We start from the raw sequence: 16929 nt of genomic DNA on the forward strand, positions 1-16929 counted from the left end.
CGGGTCAGCGGCGTAGGCGGGCGTCGATCCAGCGCAGGACGTCCGGGGCCGACGAGGTGAGGATCTGGTAGTGGCCGGTGCCGGGATAGGTGATCAGCTTGGTGGCCGTCCCGAGCGCCCGGGCGTGCCTGGCGGCTTTCGCGGTCTGCGCGGGTGAGACCAGCACGTCGGTGAGTCCTTGCGCGACCAGCATCGGCCCGGCGGAACGTGCGCGGGGGACCGCGTTGCCGCCGAGCCGGCCGCGCAGCTTCTCGGCCGCGGCGCGGGTGGCCGGGGTGAATTCGGTCCCCGGCAGGTTCAGCTTCGTGAGCCGGTTCGTCAGCTCCGCCATGCAGGTGGTGTGGACGCGTGGGTACTCGCGGCGGGCACGGGGTCCGAGATAGTCCGCGAGGCGCAGGCCGGGATGCTGGGTGGACAGCCCGGCCAGGATCGCCATGTAGTAGCCGTGGTCGACGGGCCGCAGCCGGGAGAGCCGGTCCACGTACGGCCGGTTGTCGGTGACCGGGGCGAGCGCGACCGTTCCCCGGAAGTCCAGGCCCCTGCCGTACCCGGCGGCGATCTCGCCGGCCGCCATGGCCGCGTGCCCGCCCTGGGAGTGCCCCACCGTCAGCCAGACCCGGGACACGTCGGGGCTCAAATCCCCAGCGGCGCGGACCGCGTCCACGACCGAACGGGCCTGGCTTTCGGCGATCAGATACGGGTGTACGCCCGGGGTTCCCAGCCCCTCGTAGTCGGTCGCGGCGACCGCGTAGCCCCTGCGCACGAACCCGGCGAGGTAGCCGGGGTAGCCAAAGCCGCCGAGCTCGCGGTCACGGGACGGGCTGCAGCGATCGCTGACACCCGTGGTGCCGTGGGCCCAGGAGATGACCCGCCGCCCGCCCGGCGGAGCCGTTCCCGATGGCAGGAACACCGCGCCCGTCACCTCGATCCGGCGGCCTCGCGGAGAGGTGGACAGGTACCGGATGCGAAAGCCTGTCGCACCGGCGGCGGCCAGTTCGGCGGGCACGGCCAGCGGGCGGCTTTCCAGCAGGGTGCCGCCGGTGGCCGCGGCGGCAGGTTGTGCCGGTGCCGCGAGCAGCGCGGCGAACAGGAGGACGGCCAGGATCGGTCTCATCGGGCCACCCCGAGCGTCGCGCGAAGCTGCTCCAGCAGAAGGTCCCGCAGATCCTGTACGGCCGGCCGCGGCTGAGCCAGCACCCTGGGGTAGAGGAGGCCGTCCAGCGTGGTGACGATCAGATCGGTGATCACCGCGACCTCGTGACGGGTCCGGAACACCTCGCCGCCGATCCCCGCGTTCAGCACCGCCTCGAAGGGGGCGCGATAGCTCGCCTGCAACTGGTGACTGTAGACGCGGAGTTCTTCGTCATAGGCGGCCGCCGTCCAGAACTCCATCAGCATCCGCCACACCGGCACCGGCGTCGCGAAGCCCCGATCGACCAGCCCGACGAGCTGATCCCACGGGTCGCTCAGCTCGCTGACCCGCGCCCGCATCGAGTCCACCTCCGCCCGGGTGGACGTGCGCAGCGCCTCGACCAGCATGTCCTCGCGCGTGCTGAAGTACACCTGCAACGTGCTGATCGCCACGCCACTCGCCGCGGCCACGTCCTTGAACCGCGTCTGATGGAACCCCCGCTCGATCATCACCTCGACCACGTGCCCGAGCACATCCTGCCGCCGGGCACCGGCCCGGCCTCTTCCTCGTTCCTTCACCACCATGGCCGTACTGTATCAAAATCCGGTACGGCGATACCGATCGCCATGTATTTGAACGATAGTTCTACTTGTACTATCGTTCAAATACCCAACTGGAGGAGGACGCATGTCAGAGGTCGCGACCCGGCGCGCCGGCGCGCGCGAGTGGGCAGGCCTGGGGCTGCTGGCGCTGCCGACGGTGCTGCTGGGCCTGGATGTCACCGTGCTGTACCTGGTGCTGCCGAGCATGGCCGGAGCCCTGGATCCATCGGCCACGCAGACACTGTGGATCATGGATGCCTACGGGTTTCTCATCGCCGGGCTCCTCATCACGATGGGGACCCTGGGCGACCGGGTCGGCCGGCGCCGGCTCCTGCTGATCGGGATGGCGGCCTTCGCGCTCGTGTCGGTGTTCGCGGCCTTCGCCCCCAGCGCCGAACTGCTGATCCTGGCCCGCGCGCTGCTGGGGGTCGCGGGGGCGACGCTGATGCCCTCGACGCTGTCGTTGATCTCCAACATGTTCGGTGACGCGCGCCAGCGGGCGATCGCGATCGGGGTCTGGGCCACGATGTTCGCCCTGGGCATGGCGGCGGGCCCCGTGGTCGGTGGCGCGCTGATCGACGCGTTCTGGTGGGGCGCGGCGTTCCTGATCGCGGTCCCCATCGCGATCGCCGTCCTGGCGGGAGCGAAGACCCTCCTGCCCGAGTACGCCGACCCGCGGGCCGGACGGCTGGACCTGGCCAGCGTCGCCCTGTCCCTGGCGGCGATCCTGCCGGTCATCTACGCCGTCAAGCACGCCGCCGCCGACGGCGCGGACGCGAGCACGCTGCTCCTGTTCGCCGCCGGGGTGCTCGCGGGTGTGGTGTTCGTGCGCCGTCAGCGCGCTCTGGCCTCACCTCTGCTGGACGTCACCCTGTTCGCCAGCCGGGCCTTCTCCGCCGCGCTGACCGTGCTGCTGATCGGGCTCGTCGGCGTCGGCGGCACCATGTACCTGGTCACCCAGTACCTCCAGCTCGTCGAAGGCCTCAGCCCCTTCGCCGCGGGGCTGTGGATGGGACCACCGGCCTTGGCGATGTTCGCCGCCGCGATCGGGGCGCCCCTGGTCGCCCGGCGGGTGCGCCCGGGGCTGGTCATGGCGGCCACCCTGGGCGTGTCGGTGATCGGGTACGCGCTGCTGGCGACGGCCGGCACCGGCGACGCCACGGCCGTGGTGGGCGGGTTCGCCTTCATCTACCTGGGGCTGGGCGCGATCGCCGCCCTGGGCACCGACATGGTCGTCGGCGCCGCGCCGGTCTCGAAGTCCGGATCGGCCGCCGCGATGTCCGAGACCGTCCAGGAACTCGGCCTCGCCGTCGGCGTCGCCCTGCTCGGCAGCCTCAGCACCGCCCTGTACACCGCCGGCATGACCGCTCCCGAGGACACCTCGCCCGAGGTCGCCGGCCACCTCACCGGCAGCCTTTCCGGCGCGCTCTCGGTCGCCGGCCAGGTGCCCGCCGAGGTCGTGCGGGCGGCGCGGGAGGCCTTCACCAGCGGGGTGAACATCGCCTCGGCCGTGGGCGGCGCCGCCATCATCGTGGCGACCGTGCTGTGCCTGGTGGTCCTCCGGCATGTCCGTCCCCTCGGTGAGGACGACGCCGGCGACGGACCCCGATGATGAACCACGCCATGCCCGCGCGCCGGGTCTCCACGCGGGGCGGTCGCGGAGGGCCCGGGCGTGTTCGGCCAGCAGGCGGCGGAAATGCTGGAGGGAATGCCGGGCCGTCACGGTGATGACCACGGCGATCCGCGATCAGGCGTCGATGAGGCCGTGCTCGGTCAGCTCCCAGTAGTGGCGGCGGCTGGGCCGTAGCAGCTGCCAGAGGGCGCGGTAGGCGGCGACGCTCATCAGCGCCCAGTAGAGCGGTACGAACAACATCGTCCGCACCGCCGCGTGCAGCCCGCGCTCCAGGCAGCCCGCCATGTAGCCGTGCATGAGCAGCAGGTTGCCCACCAGCATCGAGGCCACGGCCGTGTACAGGACCGGGCCGGGGAACAACCCGGCGATCGGGCCCGAGCCCGCGACGAGGTAGAGCGCGGTCATCGCCCAGAAGATCGGGTTGAGCAGGGTGGTGAGGGTGGAGAAGCCGACGGCGAGCTGGAAGGCGGCGAAGCCGCGCGGGCCGAGCTCACGCCACAACCGCACCGGCGCGCGCATGTGGACCAGCCAGGTCTGGCAGTAGCCCTTGATCCACCGGCTGCGCTGGCGCAGCCAGTTGCCCAGCCGGCAGTTGGCCTCCTCCAGCGTCACCGACTCCATCATGCGCACGCTCCAGCCGCGCCTGGCGATCCTGATGCCGAGGTCGGCGTCCTCGGTGACGTTGTACGGATCCCAGGCGCCGAGGTCGCGCAGGGCACTGGTACGGAAGTGGTTGGAGGTGCCGCCGAGCGGGATCGGCAGCCGGAAGCGGTCGAGACCGTGCAGGAACAGCCCGAAGTTGTGGGCGTACTCGGCGGCGAAGCAGCGGGTCAGCCAGTTCGTCCACGGGTTCCAGTACTGCAGTTCGGCCTGCACGCACACCATCCACCGCGGCGAGCTGCGGAAGGCCGCCACCGCCTTGCGCAGCTGGAGCGGCTCGGGCTGGTCCTCGGCGTCGAAGATGACGCAGAACTCGCCGCGCGCCTGCCGCAGCCCGACGTTGCAGGCCTTGGGCTTGGTACGCGGGTGCCCGGCCGGGATCACCACGACCTCGAAACCCGGCGGCAACCCGGCCGGCAGGGCGTCCCTGGTCTCCTCGTCGTCCTCCTCGACCAGCAGCAGGATCTGCCGCCGGTCGTGCGGATAGTCGAGGGCGGCCAGCCGTTCGAGCAGGGCGCGCAGGATGTTGCCCTCGCGATAGAGCGGCACGAGCACGGTGTACACCGGCAGCTCGTCGTCCGGCGGCAGTTCCCCCGGGCCGAACCGCATCACGTGCGAGCGGTCGTGCCCGTAGGTCAGCAGCACCTTGAACGCGATCACGGCGACGTAGAGCGCGCTCGCCGCGGCGGTCAGAACCAGGCCGGTCAGGGCGGGGTCGGCCAGCGCGGCCACACCCGCCGGCAGCGCCATGCCGGCCGCGGCCAATGCCTGGCCGCGGCTCAGGAGCCGGCGGGCGCTGGCGTGCTCCGGTACGGCCGTCGTGGGCAGGGTCCGCTGGGTCATGCCGAACTCCCGATGCCGGAGAAGCGATAGATACGCCGGTACGCGTCCTCGTAGACCAGCGTGTAGCGGTTCAGCTCGGGCGATTCGCCCAGCGCCCGCCAGACCGGATCCTGGTGGCCCGGTGTGCGCCGCAGGTGGATCCAGCGCACGTCGCTGGCCGCGGGGTCGCGCAGCGCCGGTTCCCATCGGCGGAAGCTGCCTTCGTACAGGATCGAGGAGAGCGGCAGGTGGGAGTCGAACGTCATCGTCTCGTTGCCGAAGGAGGCCATGAGCACGCGGCCGCCGTCGTAGTGCGTGCGCAGCCACTGCGCGGCGGTGCTGTTGGCGCGCTCGACGCCGCTGGCGCGGAAGGCCTCGGCCTCGCGCCTGGTGTCGATGCCCGAGGCCGCGGCGGTCACCGCGCAGGCGACGACGACCGCGCCGGCGAAGACATGGCCCAGCGTGCGCAGCCGGGCGGCGGGCACGCGGGCCATCCTGAGCCGCAGCGCGGTGACGAGGGTCCTGACCTCCGCGGCCAGCCCGCCGCCGAACAGCGCCACGGGCAGCAGCATGACCAGGCCGAAGCGGACGTTGTACAGGCTGCCGGTGACCTCTTCCACGTGCAGCGGGCGCTGGCCGCCGTAGAGCGCGTACACGAAGAACGGTGCGAACACCAGCAGCGCCAGCGGCACCGGCGAGCGCCGCCGCATCAGGTGTACGGCCAGCCCGGCCACCCCGAGCACCGGCAGCACCGGCCCCATGTTGCCCACGACCGCGTAGGCGTAGGTGATCGCCGACACCATCCAGTCGCCGGTCGTGACCTCGGTGCCCGACACCCACAGCGAGGGCTTGGAGAACTCGCCGCGGTGGAAGAAGAACGGATCCCCGAAGATCATCGTATTCCAGGCCAGCCAGCCCGCGATGCCCGCGCAGGCGAGCAGCCCGTAGAAGATCACGTGCGCCTCGGCCCTGCGCAGCCTGCTGCCGCGCGGCGAGCGCGTCCAGGTGATCGCGATCACGACGGCCGCCGCCGTCGGGACGAAGAACCACGCCTCGTACCGGGTGAGCGTGGCCAGCAGCGACGCGACGCCCGCCGCGGCCAGGTGCCGCGGCGCCCAGGTACGGCACCAGCGGGTGAGGTGATAGGTGGCCGCGGCCAGGCACGCCAGCAGCGGCAGTTCGGTCATGGGCGTGCTCTGCAGGTACAGGGCGCTCGGGCAGAGCATGAACACCCCGCCCGCCGTCAGGCCCGCGGCCCGGCTGTGCGTGAGCAGGCGCGCGGTCCCGTACAGGTAGCGGGTCGTCAGGACGTAGGCCGTCATCGAGATGAGCGAGCCCGCCAGCCCGGACAGATACCACGAATCCACCCAGACCAGGGGCAACGCCACCAGGTGCGGGAACGGCAGCCAGACGCCGCCCAGCTGCGCGAATCCCGGCGTCGGCGACTCCAGCACCCGGCGTGAGATCAGCAGGTGCGAGACGGCGTCCGGGTAGGACAGCGGCACGTCGGCGAAGTACACGCCGCCGGCCACCGACAGCGCGATCGCGGCCACGGTCAGCCACGCCAGCGCCACGTCATGCGGGCGAAACAGCCGCTGCGCCGCCCGCCCGGCCGGGCTGTGGCGGAACATGCCCGCCCACAGCCGCCCCAGGCCCAGCAGCGAGCGCAGCACGACCGCGGGGCGCAGCCCGGTCTGGTGGCCGTGCTCGCGCGGGAAGTGGTCCACCGGCCGCTGCACCACGCGGGCGCCCCTGGCCTGGATCTTGGCGAGCAACTCGGGCGAGATCGTGGCCGCGTCGCCGCGCAGGGTGACGTTCTCCAGCAGCCGCCGGTCGAGCAGCTTGTACGCGCAGTCCATGTCACGTACGCGAATGCGCAGCAGGGCCCGGCACAGGCGCGTCCACAGCCAGCCGAACATCCGGCGCGCGGGCGGGTCGGCGCGGCGCGAGCGGTAGCCGATGACGGCGTCGGCCCGTTCGGCGCCGGCCAGCTCCACGAACCAGGGCAGCTGCCTGGCGCGGAACTGGCCGTCGGAGTCGGTCAGGAAGATCAGCTCCGCGTCCGTCGAGTCCAGCGCGGCCCGGATGCCGGTCCGTACGGCCGCGCCGTACCCCTGGTTGGCGGGGTGGTGGATCACGCGCACCCGGCCGGGAAAGCGTTCGGCCAGCCGTTCGGCCACCTCGCCCGTCGCGTCCGACGAGCCGTCGTTCACCACGATCACCTGGTGATCGGTTCCGTCAAGGACGGTCAGGAAGTCCACAACCGTCGATTCCAGGCTGCCCTCTTCGCAATAGGCGGGCATCACCACGGCCAAGCTCACCAGCATCTCCAGACGCAGGCTCGGACTTACTCGACCTGACGGTTCATGTCAGGCAGAGTGGATCAACGGGCAGGGTATACGGCGTTTCCGCAGGTTGGACGGGGGACGCGCCGACAAGGCGAGGGGGATGGCGATGGGCGTGTGGATGGTGGGGATCCTGATGGCGCTCCTGCCGGTGGTGCCGGGTCCCGAGCCCGGGTTCGTGCGCGCCGAGGGGACCCGGCTGACGCTCAACGGCAGGCCGTACGTCATGGCCGGGCTGAACGTCTACAACGCCGCCAGCGACGGCAACTGCTGGTATCCCATGTCGCTGGGCAGGTCGCTGCGCCAGATGAAGGGCAACGTGATCCGCGTCTGGTTCTTCCAGCGGCTGGCCACCAAGGACGGCAGGCGCGACTGGCGCGCGCTCGACCGCATGCTGGCCACCGCGCGCCGGCACGGGGTGAAGGTCCTGCCCGTGCTGACCGACCAATGGGGCAAATGCGAGTGGAGCGGCTACAAGACCGAGAGCTGGTACCGCGGCGGCTACCGCGAGATCGACCCCGGCGGCACCGTCTCCTATCGCGACTGGGTGGCCGAGGCCGTACGGCGCTACCGCCACGACCCGGCGATCGCGATGTGGACGCTGGTGAACGAGGCGGAGGCCAAGCCGGCCGGCTCCGCCGAGTGCGGGCCGGGCGCGACCGGGGCGCTGCGCGACTTCGCCGACGACGTGGGCGCCGTGGCCAAGGCCGCCTCGCCCGCGCACCTGCTCACGCTCGGCACCATGGGCGGCGGCCAGTGCGGCACCGCCGCCCAGAACTACCAGGAGGTCTACGCCTCACCCGCGCTGGACGTGTGCGAGTACCACGACTACCACGAGCCGGACCAGGCCATCCCGGGCAACCAGTTCGACGGGCTGGCCATCCGGCTGGCGCAGTGCAGGGCGCTGGACAAGCCGTTGTTCGTGGGCGAGGCGGGGATCGACCCGAAGGAGACCGGCGGGCTGCGCGGGCGGGCCAGGGCGTATGCGGCCAAGATGTCGGCGCAGTTCGCGGCGGGGGTGGTCGGATTCGTGGTCTGGGCCTGGTGCGACGCGGGGCGTACGGACGGCGACGCCTTCGTGGTGAGGCCGGGAGACCCCGTGCTCAAGGTCCTGGACAGACGGGCCCGGCCGAGGAGATCGGCCCGGTTGTGACCTGGGCGTTTCGGCGGCAGGATGGCGGGGTGCAGTCCTGGGCGAGAATTGTCTGTGTGGTTCTGGTGGTCGCGCTGGTGGGGGGTGCGCTGCTCGCGGCGGTCAACGCCGTGGTCGGGTCGCTGTGAGCGTCAGGGACGCCTGCCGGCGCGTTGAGGTGGAGGTCAATCCCGGCGCAGTACGGTTCCGGCTATTACCGCCCCGAGGAGGGCGCAGCCGGCGGCGGTCAGCATGGTGAGGGTCTGGGCGCCGGTGAAGGCCTCCCTGGCGGCCGTGGTGAGGGCCGCGTCGAGGCGTACCGTGTCGTGGGTGAGGGTCGCGGCCAGAGAGGCGCGCGCGGCGTCGGGGACGGCTGCGGGCAGGCCCGTGCGGTAGGCGGCGGCGAGCAGGCTGCCGAGGACGGCGACGCCGAGCGCGATGCCGAGTTGCTGGTGGGTGTCGTTGAGCGCCGAGCCCATGCCCGCGCGCTCCGGCGGGACGGCGCCGAGCACCGTGGTCGTCGTGGACGGCCCCGCCAGCCCGGTGCCGGCGCCCGCCAGAAGGAGTCCGGCGGCGACGAGAAGGTAGGGGCTGCCGGGAGTGAGGGCGGCGAGCAGCGCGAAACCGGCGGCGGTGATCGCGAACCCGATGACGATCGTGGCGCGGGGGCCGATGCGGGAGGGCACGCGGGCGCCGGCCGCCGAGCCGAGGACGGTGCCCGCGGCCAGCGGCATGACCGCGAGCCCCGCCCGCAGGGCGTCGTAGCCGAGGACGAGCTGCAGGTACTGGGTGAGGACGAACAGCGCGCTGCCGGTGCCGACGGTGAGCAGGGCGGCCGCGGCGCTGCCTCCGGCGAAGCGCCGGTCGCGATAGAGCGAGAACTCGACGACAGGTGTGCTCGCCCGCCGCTGGCGCAGGGCGAAGGCGGCGAGGGCGAGGATGGCGGCCCCCGCGCAGGTGAGGACGAGCGGCGAAAGGCGGCCGTGCTCGCCGAGCGCGATGATGGCGGTGGTCAGGGCGACCATCCCGGCGGTGACCAGGACGGCGGCGAGAGGGTCGACGGGACGGGCGCGCGGGTCGCGCGACTCGGGGACAAGCCACAGGATCGCCGGTACGGCCACGCCCACGAGCGGCACGTTGATCAGGAAGACGCCCGCCCAGCTCCACGCGTCCACCAGGTACCCGCCGAGCACGGGCCCCGCCGCCATCGCCACGGAGGCGACCGCCGCCCACACGGCGAAGGCCCTGGGCCGTTCGCGCGCGGGAAAGACCTGGACGAGGACGGCCAGCGTGGCCGGCATGACCAGGGCGGCGCCGACGCCCATGAGCGCGCGGGCGCCGATCAGCCACCACGTCGAAGGCGCGGCGATGGCGGCGGCGGAGGCCAGGCCGAGGACGGTCAGCCCGATGACCATGGCGCGCCGGCGGCCGAAGCGGTCGGAGGCCGCGCCCGCCGCGATGAGCAGACCGGCGAAGACGATCACGTAGGCGTCGACGATCGCCTGTTGCTGCGCGGCGGTGGCGTCGAAGGCGGCGGTGATCGCGGGCAGGGCGACGTGCAGGACGGTGTTGTCCATCACGATCACCAGCAGAGCCGCGCAGATGGCGACCAGGATCGCCCGGCGTCTCGGATGCCCTTCCATGCTTCCTCCTACAGTGTTGGATTACTCCTACAGTGTAGGGCTACTAGCATGGGCGCATGAGCCCCAAGCGTCCGCGGAGCGCCGGCACGATGCCCGGCGGCGTGTGGCTGCGCGACCCTCCCGCGCCGCAGCGCTCGCCGTCGCTGACCCGCGAGCGGATCGTGGCCGCCACGGTCGAGACGCTGGATCGCGACGGAATGGCGGGGCTGAGCATGCGGCGCCTGGCCGAGGCGCTGGACGTGCACGCCACGAGCCTCTACTGGTACGTGGCGACCCGCGACGAGCTGTTCGACCTGGCGCTGGACGAGGTGTTCGGCGAGGTCGCGCTGCCCGGTCACCTGTCCTGGCGGGAGGATCTGGCCGTGTTCATGGACGGGCTGCGGGCGGCGCTGCTGCGGCATCCGTGGGCGGGGCCGCTGGCCAGCAGCCGTCCGCTGATGGGACCCCAGGCGCTGGCGCGGGCCGAGTTCGTGCACGCGGCCCTGGTCTCGGCCGGCTTCTCCGGGCTCAACCTGTCGGCGGCGGCCGCGGCCGTCAGCAACTACGTCATCGGCACGGCGTCGGTCGAGGCGGCCTGGCGGCAGGAGGACCAGGGCGGCGCCCGCCGCGCGCTCGGCGAGCACATCCGGCGGCGCGCCGACCTCTATCCGGCGCTCGCCGCGCACCCGCCGGGCGCCGACGCCGGCTGGGACGCCCACTTCGCGCGGGGCGTGGACTTCCTCCTGGCGGGCCTGGAGTCCTATCGGTCCTGAGGACCCGCGTCGTCAGCGGTGGCGGGCGCGGGCCATCTCCCACAGGTCCATGCCGTCGATCTTGATGACCTCCATGCCGAGAATGTCCATCCCGGCGTACACGATGTCGCGGGGCGCGCGGCGGCCCGCGATGGGCAGGTCGTCGGGGACCCCCGCGTTCAGGTCCTCGACCACGAACTCGCGCCCCGCCTCCGTCACCGTCTGGCGGCGCAGGATCCTCCACTCGCCGTCCCGGCGTTCGAACACGTCGACGTAGCGGCCTTCCAGCTGCTGGTCGAGGAGGCGGCCCGAGCCGTCGCCCAGATCCATGCGGTGCAGCACGTACCACTGGCACTCCACGAACGCCCGGTCCCCGTCCAGCTCGATGATCGGGTTGGTGATGGAGTGCTGGGAGGTGCGCAGCCCGGCGAGCAGGGAGATCACGTAGTCGGCGAAGGCGTGGGCGTCGCCGTTGAAGAACCAGTGGCAGTCGACGGCGTCAGGCCAGTAGCAGGACTTGAACAGCTCCAGGTCGCACCGGTCGGCGCCGCGGGCGTATCGGTGGAGCACGTCGCGGATCGCCTCGCGGTCCTCCAGGACCCGCAGCCGGTGGAGAAGGTCGTCGCTCGTCATGGATTCAGCTCCTATGTCGATCAGCATAGGATGTTATAGCTAGCATAGGTCGCATGAGCGTGACAACCGGGCCGCTGAGTCACCAAACGGTTCCCCAGTCTCCAGAAAGTGCGTTCTTCCATGTCAGCCGCCACTCTCTTACGGTGTCCGAGTAACCACGAGAGAGTACGGAGGCGGGCATGCCCATCACTTTGGTCAACCCAAGCGGACTTCCGGAGATCGACGCCTACCGGCAGGTGTCGATCGCGACCGGGACGAGAATGGTCTTCGTCGCCGGCCAGGTCGCCTGGGACGGCGGCGACCTCGCCGCCCAGGTCGAGCAGTGCTATCTGAACGTCGCCACCGCCCTGGCCGCAGCCGGCGGCACCTTCGACGACGTGGCGAAACTCACCGTCTACGTCGTCGACTGGACACCCGACAAGATGCCGCTGTTCCTGGAGGGCGTGGCACGGGCGGCCGGGAAGCTGGGCGGCACGCCGGTGCCGCCGGGCACGTTGATCGGCGTGGCGGCGCTGGACGTACCGGAGCACCTGGTCGAGCTTGAGGCGGTCGCGGTCCTCGACTGATCCGGTGCCCGCTTGACGCCCGATCTCCGCGCGGAGATCCTTCAGGCGGATCGGCGGAAGGACGGCCCTGCCATGCACTCTCCACCCCCGGCGGCCCGGGCGGGCGGGCGGGGCTCCCTGGGCTGGCGCGATCCGCTGTTCCTGGCCTCGCGGCCCAGCCGGGAGCGGGTGTGCAGGTTCGTGGCGATGCTCCTGCTGTTGCAACGGGCCAGCTACCTGCTGCCGGCCTGCGCGAGCCTGCTGGCCGCCGAGGCGCTGTTCGCCGACCGCGGCCGCAACGCCGCCCTGCTGGCCCTGGCACTGGCGTGGAACGTGACGTTGTTCCGCTGGGTCGCCCGCCGGGGCTGGTTCGCGCCGCTCGCGGTGGTCATCGACGTGGCGGCCACCTGCGCGTTCATGGTGGCGGTGACGGGCGCGTGCCTGCCGGGTTCCGCCGCGTGCGTGTCCAACTGGTCCTCGCACGCCCTGCTGGCGACGGGGGCGCTGATCGGCGCGGTCAGCCGCCGCGCGATCCACTTCGCCGCCCTGCTGCCCCCGATCATCGTGTACGCGCTGGCGCACGCCGCCGACCTCGGCCAGCGCTACCCGTTCCTGCTGGAGCTGGCGGTCCGGGTCAACAGCTACGTCTGGTTCGCGATCATCGTCTTCTTCATCCGCCGCTACCTGGCCGCCCAGGCCACGCGGCTGGACGGCCTGGCCGAGCAGCGGCTGGCCGCCGAGGCGGAACGGGTGGCCGAGCACGCCAGGCTCGCCCACTTCCGGCAGCTGCACGACACCGTGCTGGCCACGCTGACCGCGATCGCCCGCGGCGGCCTCGACCACCACACCGAGGAGGTACGCCGCAGGTGCGCCTCCGACGCCGCCTATGTCCGGGCCCTGATCAGGCAGGACGCAGCGGGACCCGCCAACGGGCTGAGCAACGGCCTGGCGCGGGCGGTGGCCAGGGCGGCCGGTCTGGGACTGTGCGTGCGCTACGCCGCCGAGGCGCTGCCGGAGGACCTGCCCGCGGCGGTGTCGGTGGCCATGGCGGAGGCGGCCGAGGAGGCGCTCAACAACGTGGCCAGGCACTCCGGCGAGCGGGAGGCCTGGCTCACCGCCGTCGCGGTGGACGGGGTGGTCACCGTACGCGTGGTCGATCGCGGCCACGGCTTCGCCCCGGACCTGGCCGCGCCCGGCTACGGGCTGCGCTCCTCGGTCGCCGGGCGGATGGCCGAGGCGGGCGGCAGCGCGGAGGTCATCACGGCCCCCGGTGAAGGGGTGTGCGTGGAGCTCCGGTGGCCAGGCCGTCCTCTCTGACCCGGGTGGCCAGCTCCAGCTTGGTGTAGGCGGGACGGCCGGCCTTGCGGTATTTGTCCTTGACGCGCTCCAGGTAGTTCTTGGCGGTGCCCGGCTGCACCCCGGCGCTTCTGGCGGCGGCGGCCAGCGTCATGCCGGAGGCGTAGGCGAGCAGGACGGCGCGTTCCTGCGGCGACAGCACGGGCCGTTCGCCGTCGCGCGCGGCCAGCCAGCCCAGCGCCAGCTCGGGCGACAGGGCCACCCCGTCCTCGGCCACCTCCCTGACCTTCGCCAGCAGGGCGGCCAGGTCGTGGTCCTTGGTGAGGTAGCCGCAGGCCCCGGCGTCGATCATCTGCACGGCCATGTCGCCCGAGGTCACCACGCTGACCACGAGCACCCGCCGGCGCAGGCACGCCAGCGTGCGTACGTTCTGGACGGGCTCGGAGCCGTCGGCAAGCAGCAGGTCGAGCAGGACCACGTCGGCGGGGGCGGGTTCGGTACGCAGAAGCTCGGCCACGGTCGCGGCGCACGCGGTCAGCCGGACGTCGGGCACGCCCTCCAGCCACGCCGTCAGCCCGTCGATGAGCATGCGGTCATCATCAATCACAGAAAGGGTGATCACTCCTGTCTTTCCCATATCCGGAATGTCGTGTCAAGTGCGCAGTTATTACGCCTATCGGTGACGGACCTGGCGGCAGAACATGGCGCCAAGTCCGAGAAAGGAGCAAGCATGACCGTCACGCTCGAGAGGGCCGAAGAGATCATCCTCGCCTGGAGGACGGGCGAAGAGCCCGACAGCCCCGTCGGCCCCCTGCTGCCCGGCATGTACGTCGAATCCGAGATCACCATGACCGGCCCCGGCCACTCAGGAAAGTGCGGGACCGCCTGCTCGGGCTCGCGTACCCGTTACTGCTGCTGAGCGGGGACGGGAGCACATGGCCGGTGAGTTCGATCCCCCGCTGGACCCGCTGATCGCGGCGCCGCTGGCCGGTCTGGAGGCCCGGCTGGGGTCGCTCACCGGCCTCGCCGCGGCCGAGCGCGCCGCTATCTTGGCCGGCTCCGCGCAGTGCGTCGAGGAGGACGTCCGCCGCAAGATCACCAGAGTGCTGGTGCTGGAGCTGAACGCCGCGCGCCTGTCCGGGCGGCTGAGCGCCGCGACCTCGGAGGAACGCTGGCTGGAGTGGAAGGACGCCGTGGCGCGACCGGCGTTCTGGCAGGCGCTGGCGGGGCCGTACCCCGGCATGATGGCGCGGCTCCTGACGGTGATCCGCAACCGCTGCGCGGCCGCGCACCGTTTCGCCGCGCGCTTCGCCGCCGACCGCGCGGCGCTTTCCACCCTGCCCGGCGCGCCGCGAGGGGAGCTGGAGCACGTCGAGTTCGGCGCGGGCGACAGCCACCGCGGCGGGCAGAGCGTCATCCTGCTGCGCGGCGCGGACGGCCGCGTGATCTACAAGCCGCGCTCGCTGGCCGTGGACGCGGCGCTGGCCGAGCTGCTCACGCATCTCGGCGTGTCGGCCATGCGCGTGCCCGCGGTCGTGACCAGGCAGGAGTACGGCTGGGCCGAGCACATCGGGCATCGCCACTGCGCCGGAGACGGCGAACTGCGCGCCTTCTACACCGGGATGGGCCACTGGCTGGCGCTCATGCGCCTGCTCGGCGGCAGCGACCTGCACGCCGAGAACCTCATCGCGGCCGGTCCGCAGCCCGTCGTCGTCGACTGCGAGAGCCTGTTCGCCCCGCACGCCAAGGCCCGCCCCTCCGGCTACGGCCAGGCCGTCGACCTGGCCGTGGAGCTGGTGGACGCCTCGGTGATGCGGACCGGCCTGCTGCCGGGACGCGGTGTGGCCCTGGGCTGGCGCGGCGTGGACATGTCGGCCGCCGGCGCGCTCCCCGGGCAGCAGCCGCAGGTCGAGCTGCCCGTCGTGCTCGGCGCCGGCACCGACCACCCCCGCATGGGCACGGAACGGGTCGACCTGCCCCCGGCGGCCAACCACCCCAGCCCCGAACCGGTGCTCGGCCACTACTGGGACGCGATCATCGCCGGGTTCGACGAGCTCGACGCCCGCCTGGCCGACCTGGACCGCTCGGGCAAGCTGGAGCCGCTGCTTGCGGGCTTCGCCGACTGCCCGGTCCGCGCGGTGCTGCGCTCCACCGAGTCCTACGCCGAGCTGGGCCGCATGCTGTGGCACCCGGTCGCGCTGCACGACGAGGCGGGCGCCCGCGCCAAGGCCGCCGCCCTGCTGGCCAAGATGTCGGAGAACGTGCCCGGCGCGCCGGGAGACGCCGCCATCATCGCCGCCGAGGTGGACGAGCTGTGCCACGGCGACATCCCGATGTTCGACACCACGCCGCGCGAGGGCATGCTGCGCGGCCCGGCCGGCACCCGGTGCGGACCCGAGCTCGACCTGGTCGCCGACGCGGTGGCCCGCTGGCGGGCCCGCGACCACGCCCTGGATCGCGGGGTGGCGCAGGCGGCCCTGGTCAGCGCCTACCTCAACGAAGGCTGGATGCCGGAGGACCAGGGGCTGTCACCCGGCGTGATCCGTACCGACCGGCTGGAGTCGCGCCGCAGGACGGCCGCGGCCGGCATCATGCGCGGCGTGCTCGGCAGCGCCGTGCGCGGCGGCGACGGCACCGTCACCTGGATCACGCCCCTGCTCACCCCCACGGGCTGGGCCGTGCAACCTCTGGCCGCCGACCTGTACGGCGGCGCCCACGGCGTCGCGATCCTGGTGAGCGCCTACCTGGCCGAGACCGCGGCGGGCCGGGCCGACCCCGTCGACGACCTCGAAGGCCTGCGGACGGCGTTGCTGCACACCATCCGCCTGGCCGAGGACCGCGACGCGGACAAGCGGCAGGAGGGCATCCCGTTGCGGCCCGAGCCGCCCGGCGCCTACCTGGGCATCGCCTCGCAGGTGTGGGGCTGGCTGCTCCTGCGCTCGCTCGGCGCGGTGGGAGACGAGGCACTGGAGCGCGCCCGCGCGCAGGCCGCCCTGCTGCCCCCGGCGATCGAGGCCGACGACGCCTACGACCTGCTGTCCGGGATGGCCGGCGCCATCGTCCCCCTGCTGAGCCTGGCCGCGCAGACCGCTGAACCCCGATGGAGCGAGCTGGCCGAATCGATCGGCGCCCGCCTGGCCGGCCTCGCCGAACACCGGGAGGGCGGCGCCTGCTGGCCCAGCCCCCGCTTCCCCCAGGGACTCGGCGGCCTCGCGCACGGCGCCACCGGCATCGGCTGGGCCCTGTCGCGCCTGCCCGGCCGGCGCGAACTGGCCGACGCCGCCTTCGCCTACGAGGACACGCTCTACGACCATGACCAGCGGGGCTGGCTCGACCTGCGCGGCGACGGCCACACCGCCGCCGCATGGTGCCACGGCGCCGGCGGGGTCGGCATCGTCGCCGCCGACCAGCTCGCCCGCCGGGGCGGCGATCTGTGGCACGAACGCCTGGCCAGGGCCGCCGCCTCCTGCTGGGCCGACGGCACCGGCTGGAACCACACGCTCTGCCACGGCGACCTCGGATCCTGGGAGGTGATCGAGCACGCGCGGGCCGCCGGAGTCGCGCCGGTCGGGCGCGAGCCCCTGCTCGCCCACATCCTGGGCAGCCTGGAGACCAACGGCCCGATCAGCGGCCTGGCCAGGGACGCCTTCGCGCCCGGCCTGCTGCCCGGCCTCGGCGGGGTGGCCTACCAGCTGCTGCGTTCGCACCCTGGCAGCGCGCTGCCGTCCGTCCTGCTCCCGGACCTGGAGTGAGAT

General features: G+C 72.7%; 14 protein-coding genes. 7 read left to right on the top strand and 7 right to left on the bottom strand.

Features of this window, described 5'->3' with window-relative positions:
- Positions 1–4: 4 nt before the first annotated feature.
- Entirely contained in the window at positions 5–1114 is a 1110-nt protein-coding gene (locus ACIBKY_RS25230) for an alpha/beta hydrolase family protein (protein WP_397099975.1), read from the bottom strand.
- Complete coding sequence (locus tag ACIBKY_RS25235) at positions 1111–1716, bottom strand: TetR/AcrR family transcriptional regulator (RefSeq protein WP_397099977.1); 606 nt, start codon at positions 1714–1716, stop codon at positions 1111–1113. Before ACIBKY_RS25235 ends, ACIBKY_RS25230 begins: the two co-directional genes overlap by 4 nt.
- A 103-nt stretch (positions 1717–1819) precedes the next feature.
- Between ACIBKY_RS25235 and ACIBKY_RS25240 the strand changes: the two genes are divergently transcribed.
- Complete coding sequence (locus tag ACIBKY_RS25240; protein WP_397099979.1) at positions 1820–3346, top strand: MFS transporter; 1527 nt, start codon at positions 1820–1822, stop codon at positions 3344–3346.
- A gap of 135 nt (positions 3347–3481) precedes the next feature.
- Here the strand turns inward: ACIBKY_RS25240 and ACIBKY_RS25245 are convergent, their stop codons facing one another.
- Complete coding sequence (locus ACIBKY_RS25245; RefSeq protein ID WP_397099981.1) at positions 3482–4870, bottom strand: glycosyltransferase; 1389 nt, start codon at positions 4868–4870, stop codon at positions 3482–3484.
- Positions 4867–7170: a glycosyltransferase gene (locus ACIBKY_RS25250; RefSeq protein ID WP_397099983.1), complete on the bottom strand. Its 2304-nt coding sequence runs from the start codon at positions 7168–7170 to the stop codon at positions 4867–4869. The genes ACIBKY_RS25245 and ACIBKY_RS25250 overlap by 4 nt, the downstream gene beginning before the upstream one ends.
- Before the next feature lie 127 nt (positions 7171–7297).
- Between ACIBKY_RS25250 and ACIBKY_RS25255 the strand changes: the two genes are divergently transcribed.
- Positions 7298–8347: a hypothetical protein gene (locus ACIBKY_RS25255; RefSeq protein ID WP_397099985.1), complete on the top strand. Its 1050-nt coding sequence runs from the start codon at positions 7298–7300 to the stop codon at positions 8345–8347.
- Positions 8348–8511: 164 nt separating this feature from the next.
- Here the strand turns inward: ACIBKY_RS25255 and ACIBKY_RS25260 are convergent, their stop codons facing one another.
- On the bottom strand, positions 8512–9969 hold the full coding sequence (locus ACIBKY_RS25260; RefSeq protein ID WP_397099986.1) for an MFS transporter: 1458 nt from the start codon (positions 9967–9969) through the stop codon (positions 8512–8514).
- 56 nt (positions 9970–10025) lie between these two features.
- Here ACIBKY_RS25260 and ACIBKY_RS25265 point away from each other — a divergent pair, with 56 nt between their 5' ends.
- Positions 10026–10721, top strand: a complete 696-nt coding sequence (locus ACIBKY_RS25265; RefSeq protein WP_397099988.1) for a TetR/AcrR family transcriptional regulator — start codon at positions 10026–10028, stop codon at positions 10719–10721.
- A gap of 12 nt (positions 10722–10733) precedes the next feature.
- Here ACIBKY_RS25265 and ACIBKY_RS25270 read toward each other — a convergent pair whose 3' ends face one another.
- Positions 10734–11333 carry a nuclear transport factor 2 family protein gene (locus ACIBKY_RS25270; protein WP_397099990.1) on the bottom strand — a complete coding sequence of 200 codons (600 nt, stop codon included), beginning with the start codon at positions 11331–11333 and terminating at the stop codon, positions 10734–10736.
- A gap of 179 nt (positions 11334–11512) precedes the next feature.
- On the opposite strand from ACIBKY_RS25270, the gene ACIBKY_RS25275 reads away from it, so the two are divergent.
- Positions 11513–11899, top strand: a complete 387-nt coding sequence (locus ACIBKY_RS25275) for a RidA family protein (RefSeq protein ID WP_397099991.1) — start codon at positions 11513–11515, stop codon at positions 11897–11899.
- Positions 11900–11971: 72 nt separating this feature from the next.
- A complete protein-coding gene (locus ACIBKY_RS25280) occupies positions 11972–13195 on the top strand; it encodes a sensor histidine kinase (protein ID WP_397099993.1) in 1224 nt (407 codons plus the stop codon).
- On the opposite strand, the gene ACIBKY_RS25285 is transcribed toward ACIBKY_RS25280, so the two are convergent.
- Entirely contained in the window at positions 13137–13781 is a 645-nt protein-coding gene (locus tag ACIBKY_RS25285; protein ID WP_397099995.1) for a response regulator, read from the bottom strand. The genes ACIBKY_RS25280 and ACIBKY_RS25285 overlap by 59 nt on opposite strands.
- A 123-nt stretch (positions 13782–13904) precedes the next feature.
- Here ACIBKY_RS25285 and ACIBKY_RS25290 point away from each other — a divergent pair, with 123 nt between their 5' ends.
- Complete coding sequence (locus ACIBKY_RS25290) at positions 13905–14093, top strand: DUF6229 family protein (RefSeq protein ID WP_184964695.1); 189 nt, start codon at positions 13905–13907, stop codon at positions 14091–14093.
- Between the two features lie 16 nt (positions 14094–14109).
- Positions 14110–16926: a type 2 lanthipeptide synthetase LanM family protein gene (locus tag ACIBKY_RS25295; RefSeq protein WP_397099997.1), complete on the top strand. Its 2817-nt coding sequence runs from the start codon at positions 14110–14112 to the stop codon at positions 16924–16926.
- Positions 16927–16929 lie beyond the last annotated feature (3 nt).

This window comes from Nonomuraea sp. NPDC050394 (genome assembly GCF_044459065.1).
Classification (GTDB): Bacteria; Actinomycetota; Actinomycetes; order Streptosporangiales; family Streptosporangiaceae; genus Nonomuraea.

What these genes read in the sequence shown, in the direction of transcription:
- ACIBKY_RS25230 (WP_397099975.1), bottom strand. Translation starts at nt 1,114, where the DNA reads ATGAGACCGATCCTGGCCGTCCTCCTGTTCGCCGCGCTGCTCGCGGCA.
- ACIBKY_RS25235 (WP_397099977.1), bottom strand. Translation starts at nt 1,716, where the DNA reads ATGGTGGTGAAGGAACGAGGAAGAGGCCGGGCCGGTGCCCGGCGGCAG.
- ACIBKY_RS25240 (WP_397099979.1), top strand. Translation starts at nt 1,820, where the DNA reads ATGTCAGAGGTCGCGACCCGGCGCGCCGGCGCGCGCGAGTGGGCAGGC.
- ACIBKY_RS25245 (WP_397099981.1), bottom strand. Translation starts at nt 4,870, where the DNA reads ATGACCCAGCGGACCCTGCCCACGACGGCCGTACCGGAGCACGCCAGC.
- ACIBKY_RS25255 (WP_397099985.1), top strand. Translation starts at nt 7,298, where the DNA reads ATGGCGATGGGCGTGTGGATGGTGGGGATCCTGATGGCGCTCCTGCCG.
- ACIBKY_RS25260 (WP_397099986.1), bottom strand. Translation starts at nt 9,969, where the DNA reads ATGGAAGGGCATCCGAGACGCCGGGCGATCCTGGTCGCCATCTGCGCG.
- ACIBKY_RS25265 (WP_397099988.1), top strand. Translation starts at nt 10,026, where the DNA reads ATGAGCCCCAAGCGTCCGCGGAGCGCCGGCACGATGCCCGGCGGCGTG.
- ACIBKY_RS25270 (WP_397099990.1), bottom strand. Translation starts at nt 11,333, where the DNA reads ATGACGAGCGACGACCTTCTCCACCGGCTGCGGGTCCTGGAGGACCGC.
- ACIBKY_RS25275 (WP_397099991.1), top strand. Translation starts at nt 11,513, where the DNA reads ATGCCCATCACTTTGGTCAACCCAAGCGGACTTCCGGAGATCGACGCC.
- ACIBKY_RS25280 (WP_397099993.1), top strand. Translation starts at nt 11,972, where the DNA reads ATGCACTCTCCACCCCCGGCGGCCCGGGCGGGCGGGCGGGGCTCCCTG.
- ACIBKY_RS25290 (WP_184964695.1), top strand. Translation starts at nt 13,905, where the DNA reads ATGACCGTCACGCTCGAGAGGGCCGAAGAGATCATCCTCGCCTGGAGG.
- ACIBKY_RS25295 (WP_397099997.1), top strand. Translation starts at nt 14,110, where the DNA reads ATGGCCGGTGAGTTCGATCCCCCGCTGGACCCGCTGATCGCGGCGCCG.